Raw genomic sequence first — 23004 nt, forward strand, 5'->3', positions numbered from 1 at the left:
TGCCGCTGGGTCACTTGTCCTCGGACTCGACGACCTCGACGACGGGGGCCTCCTCGGCCTCCTCCTCGACAGCCTCGGCCTCGGGTGCCTCGGTCTCGATGACGTTGCCGTCGGCGTCCGTGATGGTCGCGGCGGCGACGATGGCGGCCAGCGCCTTGCCCCGACGGATCTCCTGCATCCACTCGGGCATGTGGCCATGCTCCATCATGTGGTTGATCTCGTCCTGCGGGGAGCTGTTGTTCTGCTGCGCCTTGCGGAAGATCAGCTCGGTCAGCTCCTGCTGCGAGACGTCGATCTTGTTCTCGTCGGCGAACACGTCGAGGACGACCTGCGCCTTGAGGGCCTGCTCGGAGCGCTCGTTGATGGTGGCCCAGAAGGCCTCCTCGTCCTCGGCGTCCTCGTCCTCGGCGTTCTCGAGGTACTGCTCGACGGTCATGCCGCCGGCGGCGAGCTGGCGCTCGACCTCGGTGCGGCGGGCCTCCTGCTCGCGGGTGAGGACACCCTCGGGCAGCTCGAAGTCGATCTTCTCGAGGACGGCCTCGAGGACCTTGTCGCGGGCGTCGGCCAGCTGGTCGGCCTTCACCTGCTGCTCGGCACCCTTGCGCAGGTCCTCCATCATCTCCTCGACCGTGTCGTACTCGGAGATGAGCTGGGCGAACTCGTCGTCGACGGCCGGGAGCTCCTGCTCCGAGACGGTCTTGACGGTCACGGTGATGTCGGCCTCCTGGCCGCGGAACTGGCCACCCATGAGGGTGGAGGTGAAGGTGGCGGTCTCGCCGGCCTTCAGCCCGGTGACGGCCTCGTCGAGGCCCTCGAGCATGTTGGTGTCCTGACCGATCTTGAAGGACACGCCCTCGGCGGTAGCCTCGGGAAGCTCGGTGCCGTCCTGCGACGCGACCAGGTCGATGTTGACGACGTCGCCCTCGGCGGCGGCGCGCTCGACCTCGGTGGTCGTCGCGAAGCGCTGGCGCAGGATCTCGATGCGCTCTCCCACGAGCTCCTCGACATCGGCGGCGTTCTCGACGGAGGTGGTGACCTCGGCGAAGTCGGGGAGGGTGACCTCGGGGCGGACGTCCACCTCGGCGGTGAACTCGACCAGGTCGTTGTCCTCCAGCTTGGTGACCTCGACCTCGGGCTGGGCCATCGGGGTGACCTCGGCCTCTTCGATGGCCGCGTTGTACGCCGACGGGATGGCCTCGTTGATGGCCTCCTGGAGCACCGCGCCACGGCCGAACCGCTGATCGATGACGGCTGCGGGGACCTTGCCCTTGCGGAAGCCGGGGATGGTGACCTGGTCGGCGATCCCCTTGTAGGCCTTGTCAAGGTGGGGCTTGAGATCGGTGAACGGGATCTCGACGGTGAGCTTGACCCGCGTCGGGCTCAGCTTCTCAACAGTGCTAGGCACGAATGGACTCCTGGGAGTGTGAGTGATTACCGCCCGCCAGTCTATCGGCTCGCGCCACCTCCACCAATTGGCCCTCATCGTCGCCAGCGGCGGGGCCCGTAGGATGCACGATGTGCCCACCGCGACCGACCTGATCCCCACCGCCCCCGACACGGCCCTGATCTTCGAGGGAGGCGGCATGCGGGGCAGCTTCTCGACGGGCATCCTGACCGCGCTGCTGGAGGCCGAGGTGTTCTGCGGCTGGGTCGGCGGCATCTCCGCGGGGTCGAGCTGCCTGGTCAACTACGCCTCCCGCGACGCGGAACGCGGGCGCCGGTCATTCGTCGACATCGCGGCGGACCCCCGCTTCGGCGACCTGCGGACCTGGGTGCGCGGCAAGGGCATGTTCCACTCCGAGTGGATCTACGAGCAGACCTCCGGGCCGGATGAGCCGCTGCCGCTCGACTATGCGACGTTCACGGCCAACCCCGCCCAGCTGCGCGTCGGCGGCTTCCGCTGCTTCGACGGCGAGATGGTCTACTGGGGCAACGAGGACCTCCAGCCCGTCGGGGCTCTCATGAAGCGGGTCCGGGCCTCGTCGACCATGCCGCTGCTGATGCCCATCACCACGGTCGACGGGGTGGACTTCGTCGACGGGGCGCTCGGGCCGACCGGGGGGATCGCCCTGGACGCGGCCGAGGACGACGGGTTCTCGAAGTTCCTCGTCGTGCTCACCCGGGAGCGCGGCTACCGGAAGGGCGCCGTGCGGACGCCCCGGACCTTCCGGGCGCTGTTCCGCCGCTACCCGGCCGTGGCGCGGGCGCTGCTCGCGCGACCGGGGAACTACAACGCCACGCTGGACCGGCTGCTGGAGCTGGAACGGCAGGGCCGCGCGTACCTCGTGTTCCCCGACGCGATGCCCATCGAGAACTCGGAGCGCAACGTCACCCGCCTCGCCTCGGTCTACGACGCCGCGCTTGCCCAGGGCCGGCGCGAGGCCCCGGCGATCCGGGAGTTCCTGGGACTGCCTGGGCGCACCAGCCACATCGTGTCTCCAGCCTGACCGCAAAGGGACTCGGGAGCCACACGCAGACGCTCTCATCACAAATCGCCTCCGGCGGCGCTCTCACTGCGAAGATGTACTGATGAGTATGGAAGTCGAACTTGGTCCGCTCATCGGGGGCGACTGGATCGTCGCTGGGCTATGCGGCGGGTTGATCCTGCTACTCCTCCTCGTCGGGGCCTTCCTGCTGGGGCGCTTCACCAAACGCTGACCCGTGGTTACGCCGGGCAGCTGCCCGGGTCTGCTCGTCCAGGGCGCAGCGTCACGTCGAGGCCACCCTGCGCACCAGTCCCGACGTGACGACCTGGCACTCCGCCTCCGGGCGTCGTTTCTGCCGCGTGCTCGATCAACTGACATCGCTGCGGTTGGTCGGGGCAACGACCAGGATGACGAGGACGGCCCCGATCAGCACCAGGCCGACCCAGCCCATGAGCGGGAGTCGCTCCCCCACGATCCAGACGGCCATCAGCGCCGCGACGGCCGGCTCGGCGAGCGTCACGGTCGTTGCGGTGCTGGCCTGCACCCGAGTCAGGCCGAAGCCGAACAGGACGTAGCCGAGGAACATGGGCACGAGCGCCATGTAGGCGGCAACGGCCAGGTTCTGGCCGCTCGCGAGCAGCGGGGCGCCGGTGATCGCGAGCACGGGCATCAGCAGCAGGCCGCCGACCCCGAACACCGCACCCATCGAGGCTGAGCGGGTCACGCCGTCGCGCATCAGCGTGCGCGCCACCCACGAGTACGTGGCATAGGTGAGGCCCGCGAGCATCCCGAGGCCGACGCCGAGCGCCGTCTCGAGGGCGGCCTGCCGCGACTCGCCCACCTCGGCGAGGCTCAGCAGCGCGCTGCCGACCACACCCAGCGCGGCCGCCAGCCCCCACCAGCGGGTGAGCCGCGCGCGGTCCACGGCGACCTCGAGTAGACCGGCGAACAGCGGCGCGGACGCCAGCGCGACGGCGCAGCCGACGGCCACGCCGGCCAGGTGCATGGCGGAGTAGAAGGCGAGCGGGTAGACGGCCACCGAGACGCCGCCCATCGCCAGCAGCCGCCAACGACGCCCGAGCGCCCGGCGCTCAGCGCGTAGCTGCGGCACCGCCACGGCGGCCTGCAGCAGCCCGCCGATGCCCAGAGACGCCGCTCCGATGGCCAGCGGGCCGGCCGTCGAGAACGTCGCTGCGGTGCCGGTCGTGCCCCACAGGATCGACGTGACAAGCAGCGCGAGCACACCCAGGGTGGCGCCCGGGTGCGATCGCGTTGTCATGAGCTCAGCCTACGGGCGCCGCGGAAGGCTCCCTTCGACGGCCGTCAAATGTGAACACCGTGCCCGGGTCCGCGCTGTGCTGAGCCACGGCGACGGTGTGGGCGCCCGCCAAGGGCAGCCTCCGGCCGGCGGCGGCGTCCCAGCGGAGCGGCGGATCGATGGTCACGCTGCCGGCCGCGGTGGCGCCGATGTCGAGCGGGATCCGCACGACGCCCGCGAGCTCACGGGCCCCGACGCCGTCCGCCGAGACGTAGACCTGCGCGACGTGACAGGTCGGCCGCCCGCCCAGATTCGTGGCGGTCACCGTGACGGTGAGCGAGTCGCCGTCGGCCCGGGCCGAGGCGGTGGCCTCCGTGCCCGAGTAGCCGAGCCCGAAGCCGAACGGGAAGGCGGCCCCCTCGGCCAGCACTGCGGGCGACCGGTAGCCGATGCCGCCGTCCGCCGTGTAGTAGAGGGTCTTTGGCACTTCGCCGGCCGACCGGCTGCCCGGCAGCTGGCCGCGGGTGAACGGGATCGTCAGGGGCAGGCGCCCGCCGGGCTCCCGGTCGCCCGAGAGGATGTCCGCCAGGGCGGGGCCGAACTGCTCGCCCGGGTACCAGACCTGCACGATCGCGGCCACGTCCTCCGCCCAGGGCATGAGGACGGCGCCGGGGGCGTTGACCACCACGACCGTGCGTGGGTTGGCAGCGGCGACGCGGGCGACGAGCTCGTCCTGGTCCCCCGGCAGCGCGAGACCGTCACGGTCCATGCCCTCGCCCGCGGCGGCGTTGACGACGACGACCGCCACGTCCGAGCCCGACGCGAGCGCGACGGCCTCGTCGATCAGGCCGTCCGGCGGCTGCCAGCCAAGGCGCAAGGTCGGCGTGATGCCCATGGGCGGGATCTCGATGGCGGGGCCGTTGTCGTAGTCGATCTCGACGTCCACCGGCACGCCCGCCGTCAGGCGCACCACGGCCTGCGCGGGGTACAACGGCCCGTGGATGAAGCGCTCCGCCTCGCGGCAGGCGTCGATGACGATCTCGGATCCGATCCGCAGGCGGGCCTGGCCGCCGAACGAGAGGCTGATCCGGTGCGCGCCGTCGACCGGCGGGAGGAGGCGGGCCCGCCAGAGGCGCGGCCAGCGCGTCGCGCCCGGCGGCAGCTGGTGGTCGATGCGGTCGACGAGCTCGTGCTCGACGGTGTCGCCGTCGGCGAACTCGACGAGCACGCCGGGGCCGGAGCCGTCGGGCAGCTGCCACGCGGAGGCGGGGACGACGGGCAGCGCCCCGTCGCCGAGCGATCCCTGCGCGGTGACCACCTCGGCGTCGAGGCGGGCCGCCAGCGCGTCGACAGGGGTGACGAGCCGCTCCGGGGTCAGGGTCACGGAGGCCGCTCCCCCACCGACGTACAGGGCGTCGTCGGCGGCGGGGCCGATGACGGCGACGCGGCGCAGCCCCGCCCCGAGGGGCAGGACGCCGTCGTTGCGGAGCAGGACGCTGCCGGCTACGGCCACCTCGCGGGCCAGCGCCAGGTGGTCCGGCGACGAGGGCGGGCCCGGGGTGGGCAGCGGGTCGTCGACCAGGCCGGAGGAGACCAGCGCGTGGACGAGGTGCCGCACCAGGGCGCGCAGGGTCTCCTCGGGGGCCTCGGCCACGAGGTCGGCCGTCCGCCCGCCGGCGCCGCCGAGGGCCCCGAGGTCGAGGCCGGCAGCCAGTGCCCGTGCGGGGTCGCGGACGGCGAAGATGAAGTCGGGGCAGTAGAACCCCTCCCAGCCCCACAGCCGGCGCGGGATGTCGAGCAGGTCGGCGTCCTCACACACGTAGGCGCCGCCGACGCGGTTGTAGGAGCCCATCATGGACAGCGCGCCGGCGCGGACTGCGGCCTCGAAGGGCCGCAGATACACGTCATGGAGCGTCGCGTCGTCGACCGCGACGTCCATGGAGTCGCCGCGCTCCGCGTCGCGGCCGAAGCCGGTGCGGCGGGCCTCGCCGTTGTAGGCCACGTAGTGCTTGACCTGTGCGATGACGTGCGCGGACTGGAGCCCGACGACGTGCGCCGCGCCGATGAGGCCCGACAGGAACGGGTCCTCGCCGAAGGCCTCGCCTACACGGCCGCCGACGGGGTCGCGCGCAAGGTCCACCGTCGGGCCGAGGACCACGGGGAACCCGGCGCGGCGCGCCTCGACGCCCACGGCCCGGCCGTAGCGCTCCGCCAGCCCCTCGTCGAAGGTCGCGGCGAGCGCGGTGCCGCACGGGAAGGCGGTGGCGCCGTCGACGCCGCGCAGCCCCGTGCCGGAGTCGACGTAGTCCGGCGCGGGCAGCCCGCGCGCCTCCAGCGGCGCGAAGTCGCCGAGCGCGATGGCCTCCAGGTCGGCGCGCGACAGGTCCTTCAGCAGCGTCTCGACGCGTGGGTCAGGCGTGTGCATCGACGACCTCCGCGAGGCCGCGACGCTCGTTCAGACGCACCAGCTCGTCGGCCACGGCACCGGCCACGGTGGGCGAGATGAGCGCGAACGCAGAGCGCAATGACTGGTTGGCCTGCCACCGGGTGCGCAGCCGGAAGTCCTCGGCCACGACGGGATCGATGCCCTCGAAGGCCCCGATCACGGCCGCGTAGGCCTCCGGATCGTCCTGGATCTCGGCGAGCGAGGTGTCGATGTCGACCGCTGCCGGCACCGTCTCGTCAAGCGGCCAGGCGACGCGCCACTCATGGCTGCCAGAGGCGACCTCGAACGGGTCCCGGCCCGGCAGCACGACGTCCGCGGTCGTGTTGGGCGGCACCTGGGCGGTCACCAGCAGGTCGTCGCCCTCGCGCCGCCACGCGACGCTGACGAGGCCGTACGGGCCGTCGAACGTGGACGACGCCGAGTCGAGGCCCGGCACTGGGGTCGGCTGGAGGCGCACCCGACGGAAGCCGGGCTCCGCGGGCGCGAGCCCGCCGACGACGCGGTGCAGCCAATCGGCGATGGAGCCCAGCGCATAGTGGTTGAACGACGTCATCTCGCCGGGGTTGATGGAGCCGTCCGGCAGCATCGAGTCCCAGCGCTCCCAGATGGTGGTCGCGCCCATCTCCACAGAGTAGAGCCACGATGGGCACTCGGTCTGCAGGAGCATGCGGCCGGCCTGCGCGATGTGGCCCGTGCCGCTCAGCGCGTCGGCGATGATCGGTGTGCCGACGAAGCCGGTGCCGATGTGGTAGCCGTCGCGGCGGACGAGGTCGGCAAGGCGGTCCCCCATCTGGGCGCGGAGCTCCCCGTCGACGAGCCCGAACTCGATGGCGAGTGCGTAGGCGGTCTGCGCGTCCGAGAGCAGCCGGCCGGCCGGCGTCACGTACTCCCGCTGCCAGGCCGCGCGCACCTCCTCGGCGACCGCCGCGTAGTGGGCGGCTTCGGCGTCCTTCCCCAGAAGCGCCGCGGCCCTGGCCAGCAGCGTCGTCGAGCGGTAGAGGTACCCGCTGGCCACCAGGTCGGGGTCGGCTTTGGCCTTGGCCGGGTCCTCCGGCGGGGCGTCGGGGTCCACCCAGTCGCCGAACTGGAAGCCGCCCTCCCACAGGCGCCGCTCCCCCGCGATGGCCAGCAGCTGCTCGACCCAGGCCTGCATGGACGGGTACTGCCGCTCCACGACGACGCGGTCCGCGAAGCGCTCGTACAGGACGCTCGGCACCACGGTCGCGGCGTCACCCCACGCCGCGGCCGGGACGGTGCCCGAGCCCAGCACGTCGGGGACGATGAACGGTACGCCGCCCGCGGCTCGCTGCTCGAGCGCGAGGTCCTCCAGCCAGGAGGCCAGGAACGCGTCGCAGTCGAAGAGGAAACTGGCGGTGGGGGCGAACACCTGGATGTCGCCGGTCCACCCGAGGCGCTCGTCGCGCTGCGGGCAGTCGGTGGGCAGGTAGAGGAAGTTGCTGCGCATCCCCCAGACCACGTTCTCGTGCAGTCTGTTGACCCGGGAGTCGGAGCACTCGAACCAGCCGGTGCGGCGCAGGTCGGAGCCGACGACCTCCGCCACGACGTCGGCCGGGTCGAACTCGCCGGGCCAGCCGCTGACCTCCGCGTAGCGGAAGCCGTGGAACGTGAACGTCGGCGCGTAGCTCTCCTCCCCGTCCCCGACCAGCGTGTAGCGGTCGGTCGAGGTGGCGCGGCGCAGCGGCCTGACGCCGAGCTCCCCGTCCTCCAGGACCTCGGCGTGACGCAGCGTCACCACGTCGCCGGCCTCGCCACGGACCGTGATCCGCAGCCGGCCGACGAGGTTCTGGCCGAAGTCGAGGATCGTCCGGCCGCTCGGCGAGGTGATGACCTCCTGCACAGGCACGGTCCCGGTGACCCGCACCGCGGGCGACGTCCTCGGGCCCGGCTTCACACCGGCGTCCCGGACGGCCGCGGGCCCCCAGTCGGTGGCCGTGCGGCGCGCGTCGTAGGTCTCCCCGACGTAGAGGCCTGCGGAAACGAGCGGGCCCGATCCGCTGGCATGCCACGACCCGTCGGTGACGATCCACTCCGTGCTGCCGTCCGCATATTCGAGCCTCAGCTGTCCGGCGACGCTCGGCTGGTCGCCGTAGAACGGCGCCGACTGCCCCTGGAACCCGAACTCCTCGCAGTACCAGCCGCCGGTCAGGGAGATGTCGAGGGAGTTCTCCCCCGTCTGGAGCAGGCTGGTGACGTCGGTCGTCTCGTGGACGAGGCGGAACTGGTACGGGGTCCAGCCCGGCTTGAGGATCTGGTCGTCCACCTCCGTCCCGTTCACGCGCGCCTGGTAGGCGCCGTGGGCGGTGGCGTACCAGATGGCGTTGGTCAGGCCCTCCCGGACGGTGAAGCCCCGACGCAGCACGGCGGGCTGCGCCTGGCGCACCGGGTCAGGCAGCCCGACGAACGACGCCTGCCACTCGTCGGCGCCCAGGAACGTCGCCCAGACGGGGGCGGGTGCGCTCCACGGCGACCAGCCCTCCTCTCCCCGGACCCGAACCTTCAACTCCCCGCGCTGCCGGGGCGCCAGGGGCGCGAAGGGCCAGGCGACGAGGACCTGGTCGGGACCCTCCAGGGTCACGGTCACTGTGCGGTCATCGGTGGCGAACGAGACCTCGGCGGCCAGCTGGCGCCAGCCGTCGGGGGCCGTGGTCGTGACCCACGAGATGCGCGGAGTCGGGTTCGCGGCGACGGCGGGACCGTGCTCGAGGCGGGGGGAGGCGACTTCGATGTGTGGCATGGATGTCCTTCCGGGCTCAGCCCTTGACGGCGCCGGCGGTCATGCCGGAGACGATCTGGCGCTGGAAGATGAGGTACATCACGAGCATCGGGATCGTGATGACGAGGATGTTGGTGAACAGGAGGTTGTAGGACGTGACGAACTGGCTCTGGAAGTTGAACAGCGTCAGCTGCACGGTGGCGTTCGCGTCCCCGGGGAGGAAGTAGAGAGGGTTCTGGAAGTCGTTGAAGACGAAGATCGACTGCACGACCACGATGGTGACGATCGTCGGCTTGAGCAGCGGGAGGATCACCCGGAAGAACAGCCTGAGCGGGCCGGCGCCGTCGACGATGGCCGCCTCGTCGATCTCCCTCGGGATGGTCGCGATGAACGCGCGCATCACCAGGATGGTGAACGACAGCCCGAATGCGACCTCGATCAGGATGAGCCCGAAGAGCGTCTTGAAGATGCCGAGCGACTGCATGACCCAGATGGTGGGCACGACGGCGGGCGGCACGATGAGGCCGGCGAGGATGGCGGCGTTGATGAGGCCGTTCAGCTTGCTCTTCCGGCGGTCGAGGACGTAGGCGACCATGGCGCCGAACACGACCATGAGCGCGACGGAGAACACCGTCAGCGTGAACGAATTGATGAAGGCCACGATGAGCATGTAGTTGCGGGCCTGGAAGACGGCGACGATGTTCTCCCACAGGACGAACTCGGTCGGCCAGCTGAACTGCAGCCGTGCCGCCTCGGGTCCGGTCTTGGCGGACATCGTGAAGATGAACGCGAACGGCACGAGGAAGAACACCGTGGTGAAGAGGATGCCGCCGATGCCGATGCCCCAGCGGGCGGACTTGCGCATGGTGTTCACAGCGAGGTCTCCTTCGAGTTGAGCCAGCGGGACAACGGGTAGACGATCGCCGTGACGACGAGGAACAGGATGACGTTGCCCGCCGTGCTGAGCCCGTAGAAGCCGGCCTGGTACTGCTTGTAGATCACCGAGGCGATGACGTCGGAGCTGAAGCCTGGGCCGCCCTGCGTCGTGGACCAGATGAGGTCGAAGGACCGGAGCCCCCCGATGAGCGACAGCAGGATGACGGTGGAGGTCGCCGGGAAGGACAGCGGCAGGATGATGCTGCGGAACTGCTGCCACGCGCCCGCACCGTCGACGCGGGCGGCCTCGAAATACTCGTTCGGGATGGCGGCGATGCCCGCGATGTAGATCAGCGTCGCCAGGCCGACGCCCTTCCAGACGTCGATGGCGGCGACCGAGAGGAGCGCGAGGTCGGGGTTGGTCAGCCAGCCGGGGCCGTCCGCCCCGGTTATGGCGGTCCAGACCTGGTTGACGACGCCGTTGAACGGGTCGAGCAAGACCTGGAAGGTGAGGCCGACGCCGACCGCGCTGACGAGCACGGGGAAGAAGGTCACGGAGCGCAGGTAGCCCCGCGCGATGATCGGGCCGGACAGGAGGACCGCCAGCAGCATCCCGAGGACGACCTTGGATGCCGAGGTGACCACGCCGTAGACGAGCGTGTTCTTGAGGGAACCGATGAGTCCCGGCTCGGCGAAGAACTGGATGAAGTTGTCGAAGCCGACGAAGGTGGAGTCGAACAGCGTCCAGCGGGTGAACGCGAAGTAGAACGAGAGCAGTGTCGGGACGATGAAGAGGACGACGTAGACCAGGCCGCCGGGAATGTAGAACCACAGCGGGTAGGAGCGCTCGACGTGGCGGGCCACTGCCCTCGGTGCGGCTGTTTTCGGGCGCGCGGTTGCTTCGGAATGCATGGGGGACAACTCTCTGCGGAGGTGGGACGGCGGGCGGGGCCGAGGGGGGCCGCGGTGCGGCGGCCCCCCTCGGTCGCATCACCAGCCTTCGAGACCCAGCTGCTGGGCCTGCTTCTTGACGTCCTCGTCGTAGCGGGCGGCGCCGTCGGCGGCCGTCGTGATGCCGGAGCCGACCTCGACGGTGATCTTCTCCAGGTTCGGGCCCTTGACCGCGGACAGGAACTCGAGCGCTGGGCTCACGTTGCCGTTGTCGTAGTAGGCCTGCATGTCGGTCACCGCGGCCGGGAGTCCGTCGGGCAGGGCGCAGCCCTTGACGGCGTAGGGACCGGTCGGATCCATGGCGGCGGTCAGCGCGTCACAGGCCTCGGGCGTGGCCACCCAGGCGAGGAACTTCTTCGCCGCGTCGAGCTTGTCACCCGTCGTTGTGCTCGGGATGTACAGCGCGGCAGGGCTCCAGGACGTGAGCCCGTTGGTTGCGGCGTCGTCGCCCGGCTGCGCGAAGAAGCCGATGTTCTCCGCAGCATCGTCGGCCAGCTCAAGGTACGACGTGATGGTGAAGGTGAGGCTCGGGTACTGGGCGCCCGTGCCGTCGACGAGCTGCTGCAGGCCCTGGGTCAGCTTCGCGGAGGCGAAGTCCTTGTTCAGGTAGCCGGCGTCGTAGACGTCCTGAAGGCGCTCGAAGCCCTTGATGGCGGGCTCGTCGACGTACTTCGCCTGGTTGGCGGTGTACTTCTCCGCCCAGTCGGGCTGCTCCGACAGCACGTTGTGGAAGTCAGCCAGCACGAACAACTGCGACGTCCACGTGTCACCGTAGGTCTGGATGACGGGGTCGATGCCCGCCTCCTTGATCTTGGCGTTGTTGGCCATGAACTCGTCCCAGGTCTTGGGAACGCTCAGCCCGAGGTCAGCGTAGACCTTCTTGTTGTAGTAGATGCCGCCGGCCATCAGCTGCCCGAAGGGCACACCGTAGACCTGCTCGTCCGCGGTGACGGAGGTGACGAAGGACTCGTCAAGGTTGGCGATGAAATCCTGGTCCGTCAGGGAGACCATGTTCGTCGCCGGATCGAGGGCCTGCATCAGGGAGCCGGAGTTGTACTGGAAGAGATCGGTCATCTCGCCCGTTGCGAGGCGGGTCTTGACGACATTGTCTCCGTCGGTCCCCTCCGGGCGCGTCTCGATCTTGACCTCGATCTCGTCCTGCGAGGCGTTGAACCCGTCGGCGATGGCCTTGCCCTGGGTCGTGGTCTGGGTCGAGCTGTCCATGAGGATCGTGAGGGTGGTCTTGCCCGCCGAGGACGACTCCGTGGGGTTGACCAGGGAGCCCGCGGAGCAGGCGCCGAGTGCAAGCGCTGAGACGGACGCCACTGCGATGACCGCAGCCCGCCGAATGGGGTGATGGGACACTTGGGGATTCCTTTGGGATAATGGCGCCACCGCTGTGTGGTCGCCGTGTTTCTGTGGAAGGGATGCTGGTGATTCAGCGGTGCTTGGGGGCCGTGGTGGAGCCGCGGCCCTCAAGTTTCGGCACGATCACTTCGTGGACCGCGTCGCGGCGGCCCTCGATGCGTTCGAGCAGCAGTCGGGCAACCCGTTCGCCGAACTTGGCGGCGGACTGGTTGACGGTGGTCAGGGAGATCAGGGGATGCGAGCTGATGTCCGCATCGTCGTAGCCGACGACGGACAGGTCCGTCGAGTTGAGGCCACGTTCGGCAGCGGCCTGCAGCACGAACAGTGCGAGTTCGTCATGGCCGGCGAAGATGGCGGTCGGTGGGTTGTCGCTGTCGAGGAGCGCCCAGGTCGCGGCCCGGACCGCCTCGACGTCCTGGCGGGCGTGCACGACGCGCGCCCTGTCCCCCAGCCCGGCGGCCGCCATGGCGTCCAGGAATCCCTGGGCACGCACGGCGTGTGGAGCCTCGGCCAGGTAGCCCTGGTCCTCCCGCGGGATGGTCAGGTGCGCGATGTCGCGGTGCCCCAGCGCCACCAGGTGCTCCACGACGAGCCGCGCGCCGAGCGCGTCGTCGTTGACCACCGTGTCGTAGTTGAGCGAGGCGTCGTGACGGCCGATCATGACGAGCGGCGTGCGCGAGGCGAAGTCTTCCAGCCAGTCGGTCGCCACCAGCGGGGAGAACGCGGCCAGCCCTGCCACGTGTCGGTCGGCGAGCCGCTGGATCGCCTCGTGATGAGCGGCGCCACGCTTGCCCACGGGGGCGAGGATCAGTTCGTAGGGAGTCCCGGACAGCGCGGTGGTCATGTGGGAGGTGACGTCGAAGAAGAAGAGGTTGGTGATGTTCGGCAGCTCGATGCCCAGCGTGTAGCTCGTGCCGCGCATCGCGCGGGCGGCAACGCTGGGGCGGTAGTCGAGCTCGGTGATGGCCGCCTGGACCTTCACGCGCATCGCGTCGCTGACTCCGTAGGCGTTCCGGATCACCTTGGACACCGCCGCGCGGGAAACGCCGGCGGCGCGGGCGACATCGTCGATCGTGACGGTGCTGCGTGTAGAGCTCACGGCTGCCTCCCTCAACGTTGAGTGTGTAGAACCATCTACGAACGAGCGTAGATGGTTCTACGAAGCACTGGCAAGAGCTCGCTTGTAACGATTCAATAACGGAGGAGCCGGGCCGGGCCGCTGTGGCGACAGGGGGCCAGACAGGACGAAAGTGCGCGGGCCAGAGCAGCGCTGCTAGACTGGCCGACGGTTCTGCGGATGTAGCTCAATGGTAGAGCCCTAGTCTTCCAAACTAGCTACGCGGGTTCGATTCCCGTCATCCGCTCGAGTCGTCGGGCCCGGTCATTTCGGCCGGGCCCGACGCACACGGGGCGTAGCGTAGTGGCTAGCGCGCCTGCTTTGGGAGCAGGAGACCGCAGGTTCGAGTCCTGTCGCCCCGACGAACCTCGGCTTTCGCGGAGGGAGTCCGCTACGAGGCCTGCAGCGGCTCCTCCTCCGACGATTCTGGCGCGGGCGAGGCCGCGCGTCGGCGGCGGCGAACGGACCGGACGACGAGGAACACCGCAAGTCCGGCCAGCCAGACAGGTGCGCTGGCGATGACCACCGTGAGCGCCCCGGTCAGCACCGCCGCCGCGCCGCGGATGCCGGAGGTGATCGCATCGGCGAAACCCCACGACTCCCCCGCCGGGGTGACGATGTCGTCGGGCTCCACCAGCTCGACGGAGACGGTCGCCATGGCGGCCTGGCGCTCGAGATAGGTGATCTGGGCGTCGAGAGACTCGATCTCGCCGCGGACCCTGCCGAGCTCCTCCTCGATCGCGAGCATGTCGTCGACGTCCTTGGCAGCGTCGAAGAACTCGCGAAGCCGCGTCTCCTGGGCCTTGAGGTTCGCTAGCCGCGCTGACATGTCGACGTGCTCCTGGGTGACGTCGTCGGTGGACTCGCTCTGGTATCTGATGGTGCCCAGATCCCCGACCTCGGCCACGAAGTCCTCGTAGGAGTCCGTGGGCACCCGCACTGTCACCCAGCCGCGCACCGCTGTGCCGTCGCCGACGATGTTGCCTGTCTCGTCGTAGTGGTAGATCCACTCGTCGCCGGAGGCCACCTGCATGCTGGAGACCGTGCCCTCGTGGCTGCGGGTGATCTCGCGGACCCGGTCGACGGCGTCGGCGGTGCTCGAGACCTCCAGCCGCATCGTCTTGGTCCGGATGACCATTGCCCCGGACTCCTCTTCTCCTCCCCCGGAGTCGCCCGTGTCGTCAGCCGGCATGTTGAGCGCCCCGTCGCGGGCGGGCTCGACCGCTGCTGAGTCGGACCCGGAGCCGGCGCCGGAGCCGGAGCAGGCCACGAGGGCGAGGGAACCGAGGACGGCCAGCACGGCCGCCAACGCCCTCCGTATCGGTAGTGAACGCATCATCGCGCCTCCTCGGGTCGGCACCAGGCAGACTGGATGGGTTCCTGACAGCCTACCCACAATATTCCCCTGGGGTTTCGTATCGCGGCTTGTCAGGCGTCCAGGCGTAGCAGGTCGGCCGCAGCCTTGCGGTGCCCGCCGGCCTCGTAACCGACGACCAGCACGAGCGGGGCGAGCGACGTGATCAGCAGCGTCACGCCGACCCCGACCCCGGACAGCGACACGACGACGGCCAGCGCCATCACCACGACCGCGACGACGAACATCAGCAGGTGCAGGCCGTGGACGCGGCGGACAAGCGCGTCGTAGAGCACCGCCAGCATCCCGAAGGCCAGCAACGTTCCCGCGGCTGCGACCGCGACCGCCTCCAAGGTCCAGCCGTGTTCCTCGACCGCGGCGGAGACGGCCGTGACCGTCCCGACGATCACTTCGCCGAGCGTGATGATCATCAGGAGGGAGTAGCGCTCAGCGATGTGATGCGCGTGCCACGGAGATCCATGCCCAGGTGACCGCACACAGCGCTGGAGAAGCCGATCAGAGGCGTCCAGACGTGGCCGAGCTCACATCCGCTTCACGCGATGCGTCAACTCCATGGGCCAGAACCTAGTGCACGTAGGGTTATCCACAGGATTCGTGCACCAGTTCTTTTTGTCGGTGGGGCCGCCTAGCCTTGGAGCATGGGGAAGCAGGAGATCGCTAGGCAGGCGGCCGAGGGGCTGCGCGCGTCCCTACACGCCCGTCGGCAGGCGGACGCCAACCGGATCGGTTTCCTCTGCACGCTGGCCGAGGCCTATGAGGTCGAGTTCGACGAGGTCGTCGAGGCCCTCGCCTCGCAGCTGACGACGATCGGCGGTGCAGGGACGCCGCTGGTCTCCGAGTTCATAGGGCTGGAGCTCGGGCCCCTCCTCGGCTGCTCCGAACAGGCCGCGAACGGCCAGCTCGCCGACGCCCTTGATCTCAAGCACCGGCACCGCTCCCTGTACGACGCGGTGCAGGCGCTCGAGGTCGACGCGCACCGCGCACTGGCCGTCGCGCACCGCTGCCACGGCCTGTGCGAGGAGTCGGCCGCCGAGGTCTCGAGGCGCTGGCTGCGCCTCCAGCACCGCCTGACCTACTCAGGGTCGCTCAAGCTGGCGGAGCAGCTGATCATCGAGGTGGACGCCGAGGCCGCGGCCCGGGCAGAGGCCAAGGCCAGGGAGGGTCGCGGCGTGTGGCTGTGGCCGGCACAGGACGGCGTCTCCGCTCTGTCGGGCAAGCTGGACTCCCTCGACGGCCTGTACTTCGACGCCCAGCTCGACCGGATGGCGGAGCTGCTCGGGGAAGCCCACCCAGACCTGGATCGGGATCAGCTGCGGGCCAAGGCCGTCGGCGCACTCGCCCACCCGGCCTACGCGCTGAGACTCCTCCAGGGGGCGGCACAGCCCGCCCTGATCGACGAGGCGTCTCCCCACGAGACCCGTCTCCTGCCGACCGACGGCACCAGCGTGCCCGCCGACAACCGACCGCCTGCCGGCGCCGAGCCCACCCCTGAGGCGGACAAGGAGCAGGACGTGCCCGTGTGCCACGGAGAGCTGTGCGGCACCATCACGGTCGACCCGGCCGACCTGCGGCCGCAGGTCGACGTCGTCGTGCATATCCACAGCGATGCCGTCGGCACCCTGACGGGGGCCGCCCGCATCGAGCGCGCCGGGCACATCACCACTGCACTGCTGACCGAACTGCTCGGAGAGGGCATCGGCGGCGACGGTGTCGGGATCGCCGTCCGCCCAGTCATCGACCTTCCCGAGCTGCCGCCCCAAGACGGCTACCGGCCCAGCCCACGCATGCGCGAGGCCGTCCGGCTGGCCTTCCCCACCGAGATGTTCCCGTTCTCCGACCGCGACAGCCGTTCCCTCGACATCGACCACACCGTCACTTTCGAACACGGTGCCCACTGGACGAAGGGTCAGACGCGGATCGGGAACCTGTTCCCGGTGCGTCGCCGCCCGCACCGCGCCAAGACCGCCGGGTCGTGGAAGCTGTATCAGCCGTCGCCGGGTGTGGCGTACTGGATCAGCCCGCTCGGCTACCGCTACCGGGTCACCCACTGGGGGACCGAGTCCGAGAACGGGCCCTGACCGGGCAGGTCGTTCGACTTCGCGGGTCGGCGGCGTGCCTACGCACCCACCGACAGCCAGGCCAGGTCAAGGGGATCCGGTCTGGTGGTCAGCAGGCACATCAGCCGTCCCTCCGCGCCCTGGGCGCAGGCGGCGGCATGCAGGCCGCGCTCCGTCTCCCCCAGCCCCGCCGCATACAGCCGCGCCACGGCGACGTCGCGGCCACGCTCGCGGCGTCCGTCCGTGTGGATCCGCCCGTAGCTCAACCGGGCGAGGGCCTCGAGACCACGCTGGCCGAAGTCCCCGATAGGCCACCCGCCCGTGAGCAGTTCCGCGGGCGCGAGACCGTGCAGGGCGAGCAGGAGTGCGTCGTCCACTCCCCCACGCGACAGCACCTCCGCCGCTCCGCGCTGCGCCTGCTCCGTCAAGGGCAGGCCGACGTGGCTGGCGAGCAGGGAGGCGCACACGGACCAGGCCGTCGGCTCGTCCTCGTAGGCGCCGAGGGCCCAGTCGATCCGATCCAGCACGCCGTCGCTGAACGGGCCCTCGGCGAGCGATCGGGCGGCGACGTACGCCCACACGTCATCCGATCCCTGTTCCTCAACGAGCCGTCGGCGCAGCACAGCGAGGTCCTCGTAGGCGCCGACCTCCACGAGCGTGCGGCCGCTCGGGCCCCACACCTCCATTGCGGTCAGCCCCTCCGGCGGGTAGACCTCGAACTCGCCGTCGACGTCCTCGACGGTGCCGTCGCCGACGAGCTGCACCAGCCCGTCAGGGGCGCTGATCTCGACGGCGCGGCCGGTGGGCACGTGACGCACGAGGGGCAGCCAGCCCGGCTCGGCAGGCACGTCCAGCAGCCCGCCGGGGAACGCCTCGTAGGTCCACGCGGCGCTCATGGCCTGGCGCGGCCTGAGGCTCAGCTCCTCATCCAACGGGTAGGACATGCCGGGCTCGCCGCCGGGCGTCGAGATCCCGCGCCGCTGGGTCAGCAGGCCGGGGCCGTGCTCCGACGGCAGCACGATCTCGGCTGTCGCCCCCGCATGCCAGCTGATCGGCTCGTTCTCGCCTCTCACCCACATGACGGGACCATGGACCGTGATGACGTCCTCGACGATGGACTCGACCGTCAGCTCGATGCGCACGCGACGCCCGGGGCGGATCCGGACGCTGGCCCTCGCCCCAACCTCGTGCTCGACGTCGATGCCGACGCCGTCGGACGACTCGCGGGGCGTCAGCCACCCCTGCCCGAACTCGATCCCCAGGCGCCGCAGCCGGCCCGAGCCGACGAGCTCCACGACGTCGGTGGTGATGCGGGAGTCGAAGACCTCGGGGGCGGCGCCGGATAGTTCGACAGTCATCAGCCCTCGTCCACCACGATCTCCTGGGGGTGCGACTCCGGCACGACCGCCTGGATCACCGACCCGTCCGGGCGACGACCTCCGATGAGCGGGTGACTGCCCTGCAGCGACTGCAGCCTTCCACCCTGGCCGTGCAGTTCAACCGACACAGGCAGGTCGGCCCCTACGACGACGGCCTCACCGCGCACCGACACCTCGACAGGATCACCCTTCTCGAGCGTGAAGGTGATCTGCTCGGCCTCCAGCCGGACGCGGACGCGCGAGCCGCGGATGGCCAGCGGGAACGTCATGGACGGCCAGTCGTCCGGGAGCCGCGGATCGAAGGTGACCTGCCCGTTGTGGTCACGCATGCCGGCGAAGCCGTAGATCAGCGCGTTCCACACGCCACCCGTCGAGGCGATGTGAACTCCGTCGCGGGCGTTGGAGTGCAGGTCGGCGAGGTCCACGTAGAGCCCGGACAGGAAGTACTGCACGGCCATGTCGTGATACCCGACCTCGGCCGCCATCACCGACTGGACGACGCCGGACAGCGTCGAGTCGCCCGTCGTGATCGGGTCGTAGTACTCGAAGTCGGCCTTCTTCTCCTCGCGGGTGAACTGGTCCCCCTGCAGGAACAGGGCCAGCACGACGTCGGCCTGTTTCAGCACCTGGAACCGGTAGATCACCAGCGGGTGGTAGTTGAGCAGTAGCGGACGCTTGTCGTCGGGCGTGTTCTCGAGGTCCCACAGCTCGGAGGTGAGGAACTTCTCGTCCTGGGGGTGGATGCCGAACGTCTCGTCGAACAGCACCACCATGCTCTCGGCGCACTGCTCCCACTCCTCGATCTCGTCCTCGGTGAGCAGCAGTGAGTGGCAGACCCGTTCGTAGGCTGCGGGGTCGGCGATCTGCATCTCCCGCATCAGCATCGCGGCGCTGCGGAGGTTCGCGCGCGCCATCACGTTGGTGAACATGTTGTTGTTGACCACGGCGGTGTACTCGTCGGGGCCGGTGACGCCGTGGATGTGGAACGACCTTGAGCCGTCCTTGTCCGAGCGCCAGAACCCCAGGTCGGCCCACAGCCGCGCCGTCTCCACCATCACCGGGGCACCGTCGCGGTACATGAACCCGACATCACCGGTGAGGTCCCGGTACTTCGCGAAGGCGAAGGCCACGTCGGCGTCGATGTGGTACTGCGCGGTGCCGGCCGCGTAGTAGGCGGACGCCTCCTCTCCGTTGATGGTCCGCCATGGGAACAACGCGCCGCGCTGCGACATCACCTGGGCCCTCTCCCGGGCCTGCGGCAGCAGGCCGACGCGGAACCGCAGCACGTTGCGTGCCACGCGAGGGGACGTGTAGATCAGGAAGGGCACCAGGTAGATCTCGGTGTCCCAGAAGTAGTGGCCCTCGTAGCCGGAGCCGCTCAGCCCCTTGGCGGGGATGCCGAGCTGGTCGCTGCGGGCGGTCGCCTGCGCGAGCTGGAACAGGCACCACCGGACGGCCTGCTGGATGGCGGGCTGGCCCTCGATCTCCACGTCGCTCTCGCGCCAGAACTCGTCGAGCCACTGCTGCTGCTGGATGTAGAAGTGCTCGAAGCCGTGCTCCTGCACGCGGTCGAGCGTGCGGCGGCAGCGGTCGTTGAGCTCGTTGCAGGGCACGCCGCGCGACGTGTGGTAGGCCACGGCCTTGCTGACCGTGATCGGCACCCCCTCGCGGGCGTTGACGCGGAAGACCACCTTGCCGAGGTCGTCCTCGACGGAGCTGACGGTCTCGAACTCGCTGTCGGTGTCGATGTAGTGGTCGGCACCGACCGCGAGCGTCATGCCGGAGCGGGCCACCTGATAACCCATCACCGTCCGCTTGCCGTGCTGCCACTTCATCTGTGGGATCAGCACCCGCTCGGCCAGCTTGCCGGCGGCGCGCCGCGGGTCCCAGCCCTCGACGGAGCTGTCGGGGCGCCGGTAATCGGTGTACCCGTCCTGCCGGTTGACGATCTGCGACGCGATGACGACGGGCGCGTCGCCCTCGAGCAGCGTCACCTCGATCTGCATCAGCGCGAGGTGACGGTCGGTGAAGGAGACCATGCGCGACGTGCGGATCTGGACGCGCTTGCCGGCTGGGGTGCGCCAGACGATGTCGCGGGTGAGCCTGCCCTCGCGGAAGTCGAGGGCGCGCTCGTAGGAGTCGAGGTCGGCGACGTTGATGATGAGAGGCTCGTCGTCGACGTAGACCTTCATCAGCATGGTGTCGGGGACATGCACGATGGTCTGCCCGGTGTGGGCGAAACCGAAGGCCTCCTCGGCGTGCTTGATGGGCCACGTCTCGTGGAAGCCGTTGATGAACGTGCCGTGCGCGTAGCTGGTGCGGCCCTCCTCCGGGTTGCCGCGCATGCCGAGATAGCCGTTGCCGACCGAGAACAGCGTCTCCGTGGTGCCGACGTCGCCCTCGTTCGGCTCGATCTCGACCAGGCGCCACTCGTCGGCCGGGAACCGGAGGCGGTCCATCGGGTCGGACGAGACCTCGCGGATCATCGCACCAGCTCCCCGAGATCCGCGACCACGATGTCGGCACCCGCATCGAGCAGCTCCTGCCTGCCGACGCCGCGGTCGACGCCGACGACGTGGGCGAAGCCGCCGGCGGCGCCGGCGGCGACGCCGGAGACCGCGTCCTCCACGACGATCGCGTCGTCGGGGTCGACCCCGAACAGCTGCGCCGCGCGGAGGTAGGTGTCGGGCGCCGGCTTGCCGGCGATGTTCTCGGCGTGCGCGACGTTCCCGTCGACGATCACGGGGAAGAAGTCCGTCAGATCCGCCGCCTCGAGCACCGCGGGGGCGTTCTTCGACGAGGACACGACCGCCATCGGCACCGCGGCCGCGGCGAGCTGCTCGATCAGCGCCAGCGAGCCGGGGTACGGCGCGATGCCGTCGCGCTCGAGCACCGCGTTGAAGGCGTCATTCTTGCGGTTGCCAAGCCCGCAGATGGTCTCGAGCTCCGGCTCATCCCCCGGGGTTCCGAACGGCAACTCGATCCCGCGCGACGCGAGGAAGTCGCGAACGCCGTCGTATCGGGGCTTGCCGTCGACGTGGCGGAAGTAGTCCTCGTCCGTGTAGTCGGCCTCGACCCCCCTGGAGGCGAGGAAGGCGTTGAACATGTCGCTCCACGCCTGCATGTGCACCTCGGCCGTGGGTGTCAGCACCCCGTCGAGATCGAACAGCACGGCACCGTATTCACGCATTTCCATGAAGTCAGCCTATAGGCGTGGGGCCAGCGGTCCGGCGACGCTGGCACCGTGGACACCAGTAGAGGTGCCTCCCCTCGAGCATTGCGGTGCGGATCTCGGTGCCGCAGACCAGGCACGGCTGCCCGGCCCGGCGGTAGACGTAGACCTCGCCGCCGTGACGGTCGACGCGCGGGTCGCGCCCCATCGCCTCGGGCGTGTGATCCACCGCGACGGTGTCGATCCGGCCGGCGAGTACCGCGCGATGCATCAGGTCCACCAGGTCCGCCCACAGCAGGTCCCAGGAGCGTCGTGACAGCTCCCTCCCCGGGACCATGGGGTCGAGCCGGTGCCGGAACAGCACCTCGGCGCGGAAGATGTTGCCGACGCCCGCCGCGACCTTCTGATCCATCAGCAGAGCCGCCACAGACTTGCCCGACCGGTGCAGGCGCGTGAACCCCCGCGAGGGTTCCGCGTCGTCGCGCAGTGGGTCGGGTCCGCTCGCGGCGACGACGGCGTCGCGCTCGTCGGGGGTGATGCGGCGGCACCACTGAGGACCTCGGAGGTCGGCGGCGGTGTGCAGGTCGGAGACCCTCAGCCGCACCTCGCCCTTCGGCGGCGCGAGCGGGGCGAACGCGAGCTTGCCGATCAGGCCGAGGTGAATGTGGATGATCCGGTCGGCTTCGAAGTCGAGGAACAGGTGTTTCCCGACCGCCTCGCCGCGCTTGAACAGCGCACCGTCGAGGTCTCCGGCGTCGAAGCGCCCCTGCGGCGACGTGACGCGGACCTGCTCCCCACCGAAGGTGTCGCTGAACTGGTTGGCGAGGCGGTGGATGACGTGTCCCTCAGGCATCCCCCCACCCTAGTGAAGGGCGGCGGGTCGGAGGTGCGCGAGCGCCCAGTCGGTCTGGGCCGTGGTGAACCGCCGGTCGACGTCGATGATGGTGCGGAGCCTGGCCGTCGAGACCTTTCCCGTGGCGAGCGTCGCCCGTGCCACGCCGAGTGCCTGGCGCGCCCAGCTGACGCCGATCGAGTCGACGGCGGCCGTCGCGTCGGCGGAGCTGTACCCGTCCGCCCTGAGCCTGCCGATCAGTTCGGCCCTGGAGTACAGCGCGCTCGAGAGGTAGGTGTACTCGGCAACCTCCATGGCCGCGCGCTGCCTGGCGGTCAGCGCCGTGACGGTCGCGGCGGGCGCGGACGTGCGCGACGTGGTTGCATACCCCGTCCTGCGGCCGGTCACCCGCACCGAGATCCGATGCCCCTTGTCCTCGACGGTGAGGGTCCGCTTCGCGCTGATGGAGCCGGCCACAGGCTTCCCGTCGCGGTACCACTGGTAGCTGAACGTGGTCCCCGCGGTCCAAGTGCCCCGCGTCGCACTGACCGTGACGTCGACGGTGGGCGACCCCGCGACCGACGGTGTGCCCACCGTCAGCTTCTTCAGCGCGGGGACGGTGGTCTGCTTCGACGTCAGGCACCTCGTCGTGACGCCCGACCTCTTGTAGCAGACCGTCAGTGACAGCCGCTGGCCCGCGTCCGTGGTCACGACCCGATAGCTGGGGCCGGTGGCGCCGTCGATCTCCCTGGTGTCGCGCCGCCACTGGTAGGTGACTTTGGTCGCCGTCGGCGTGGTGTGCAGGTCACGCTTGGAGGTGAGCGTCTTCCCGATGCCCGCCGTCCCCACGACCTTCGGAGCACCGACGCCCACGAACGACTGGGCGGCCGCCGCGGGTGCCGCCCCGAAGGCAGGCAGAGCAACCAGGCCGATGACGACGCTCACCGCACCTCGGACCCGTCGACTGAGCATGAATCCACCTCCCGGGAGACCATTCACCCTATCCCCCGGGA

At 70.0% G+C, this 23004-nt stretch carries 18 protein-coding genes and 2 tRNA genes; 5 read left to right on the forward strand and 15 right to left on the reverse strand.

The window, feature by feature from the left end; all coding sequences use genetic code 11:
• Positions 1-10 precede the first annotated feature (10 nt).
• On the reverse strand, positions 11-1405 hold the full coding sequence (gene tig / locus QH948_RS09225) for a trigger factor (RefSeq protein WP_281144137.1): 1395 nt from the start codon (positions 1403-1405) through the stop codon (positions 11-13).
• 112 nt (positions 1406-1517) lie between these two features.
• Between tig and QH948_RS09230 the strand changes: the two genes are divergently transcribed.
• Together QH948_RS09230 and QH948_RS09235 are read left to right on the forward strand one after the other, a co-directional pair.
• Positions 1518-2447 carry a patatin-like phospholipase family protein gene (locus tag QH948_RS09230; RefSeq protein WP_281144138.1) on the forward strand — a complete coding sequence of 310 codons (930 nt, stop codon included), beginning with the start codon at positions 1518-1520 and terminating at the stop codon, positions 2445-2447.
• A gap of 82 nt (positions 2448-2529) precedes the next feature.
• Entirely contained in the window at positions 2530-2658 is a 129-nt protein-coding gene (locus tag QH948_RS09235; RefSeq protein WP_281144139.1) for a hypothetical protein, read from the forward strand.
• Between the two features lie 135 nt (positions 2659-2793).
• Here the strand turns inward: QH948_RS09235 and QH948_RS09240 are convergent, their stop codons facing one another.
• From QH948_RS09240 to QH948_RS09270, 7 genes are all read right to left on the reverse strand, one after another.
• Positions 2794-3705: a DMT family transporter gene (locus QH948_RS09240; protein WP_281144140.1), complete on the reverse strand. Its 912-nt coding sequence runs from the start codon at positions 3703-3705 to the stop codon at positions 2794-2796.
• Between the two features lie 4 nt (positions 3706-3709).
• Entirely contained in the window at positions 3710-6109 is a 2400-nt protein-coding gene (locus tag QH948_RS09245; protein WP_281144141.1) for a glycoside hydrolase family 3 C-terminal domain-containing protein, read from the reverse strand.
• A complete protein-coding gene (locus QH948_RS09250) occupies positions 6096-8885 on the reverse strand; it encodes an alpha-L-rhamnosidase (RefSeq protein ID WP_281144142.1) in 2790 nt (929 codons plus the stop codon). Before QH948_RS09250 ends, QH948_RS09245 begins: the two co-directional genes overlap by 14 nt.
• Before the next feature lie 16 nt (positions 8886-8901).
• On the reverse strand, positions 8902-9729 hold the full coding sequence (locus QH948_RS09255; protein ID WP_281146175.1) for a carbohydrate ABC transporter permease: 828 nt from the start codon (positions 9727-9729) through the stop codon (positions 8902-8904).
• A 5-nt stretch (positions 9730-9734) separates the two neighbouring features.
• The gene (locus tag QH948_RS09260) at positions 9735-10652 is read right to left on the reverse strand and encodes a carbohydrate ABC transporter permease (RefSeq protein ID WP_219083731.1); all 918 of its coding nucleotides are present in this window, start codon (positions 10650-10652) and stop codon (positions 9735-9737) included.
• Positions 10653-10730: 78 nt separating this feature from the next.
• Positions 10731-12056 (reverse strand): ABC transporter substrate-binding protein, encoded by a 1326-nt coding sequence (locus QH948_RS09265; protein WP_281144143.1) that lies wholly within the window; start codon positions 12054-12056, stop codon positions 10731-10733.
• Between the two features lie 73 nt (positions 12057-12129).
• On the reverse strand, positions 12130-13158 hold the full coding sequence (locus QH948_RS09270; RefSeq protein WP_281144144.1) for a LacI family DNA-binding transcriptional regulator: 1029 nt from the start codon (positions 13156-13158) through the stop codon (positions 12130-12132).
• A 194-nt stretch (positions 13159-13352) separates the two neighbouring features.
• Between QH948_RS09270 and QH948_RS09275 the strand changes: the two genes are divergently transcribed.
• Together QH948_RS09275 and QH948_RS09280 are read left to right on the forward strand one after the other, a co-directional pair.
• A tRNA-Gly gene (locus tag QH948_RS09275) sits at positions 13353-13423 on the forward strand.
• Between the two features lie 42 nt (positions 13424-13465).
• Positions 13466-13538 (forward strand) — tRNA-Pro (locus QH948_RS09280).
• A gap of 29 nt (positions 13539-13567) precedes the next feature.
• Here QH948_RS09280 and QH948_RS09285 read toward each other — a convergent pair.
• Together QH948_RS09285 and QH948_RS09290 are read right to left on the reverse strand one after the other, a co-directional pair.
• On the reverse strand, positions 13568-14515 hold the full coding sequence (locus QH948_RS09285) for a DUF4349 domain-containing protein (RefSeq protein WP_281144145.1): 948 nt from the start codon (positions 14513-14515) through the stop codon (positions 13568-13570).
• Positions 14516-14604: 89 nt separating this feature from the next.
• On the reverse strand, positions 14605-14961 hold the full coding sequence (locus QH948_RS09290) for a hypothetical protein (RefSeq protein ID WP_281144146.1): 357 nt from the start codon (positions 14959-14961) through the stop codon (positions 14605-14607).
• A 228-nt stretch (positions 14962-15189) separates the two neighbouring features.
• On the opposite strand from QH948_RS09290, the gene QH948_RS09295 reads away from it, so the two are divergent.
• The gene (locus QH948_RS09295; RefSeq protein WP_281144147.1) at positions 15190-16629 is read left to right on the forward strand and encodes a DUF222 domain-containing protein; all 1440 of its coding nucleotides are present in this window, start codon (positions 15190-15192) and stop codon (positions 16627-16629) included.
• A 38-nt stretch (positions 16630-16667) separates the two neighbouring features.
• Here QH948_RS09295 and QH948_RS09300 read toward each other — a convergent pair whose 3' ends face one another.
• The 5 genes from QH948_RS09300 to QH948_RS09320 are packed head-to-tail and all read right to left on the reverse strand — an operon-like array spanning position 16668 to position 22936.
• Positions 16668-17966 (reverse strand): hypothetical protein, encoded by a 1299-nt coding sequence (locus QH948_RS09300; RefSeq protein WP_281144148.1) that lies wholly within the window; start codon positions 17964-17966, stop codon positions 16668-16670.
• On the reverse strand, positions 17966-20470 hold the full coding sequence (locus QH948_RS09305; RefSeq protein WP_438874139.1) for a glycoside hydrolase family 65 protein: 2505 nt from the start codon (positions 20468-20470) through the stop codon (positions 17966-17968). The genes QH948_RS09300 and QH948_RS09305 overlap by 1 nt, the downstream gene beginning before the upstream one ends.
• The gene (locus tag QH948_RS09310; protein ID WP_281144150.1) at positions 20470-21183 is read right to left on the reverse strand and encodes a beta-phosphoglucomutase family hydrolase; all 714 of its coding nucleotides are present in this window, start codon (positions 21181-21183) and stop codon (positions 20470-20472) included. Before QH948_RS09310 ends, QH948_RS09305 begins: the two co-directional genes overlap by 1 nt.
• A 4-nt stretch (positions 21184-21187) precedes the next feature.
• Complete coding sequence (locus tag QH948_RS09315) at positions 21188-22012, reverse strand: Fpg/Nei family DNA glycosylase (RefSeq protein ID WP_281144151.1); 825 nt, start codon at positions 22010-22012, stop codon at positions 21188-21190.
• A gap of 9 nt (positions 22013-22021) precedes the next feature.
• Positions 22022-22936, reverse strand: a complete 915-nt coding sequence (locus tag QH948_RS09320; protein WP_281144152.1) for a hypothetical protein — start codon at positions 22934-22936, stop codon at positions 22022-22024.
• Positions 22937-23004 lie beyond the last annotated feature (68 nt).

This window comes from Tessaracoccus lacteus (assembly GCF_029917005.1).
Taxonomy (GTDB): Bacteria; Actinomycetota; Actinomycetes; order Propionibacteriales; family Propionibacteriaceae; genus Arachnia; species Arachnia lactea.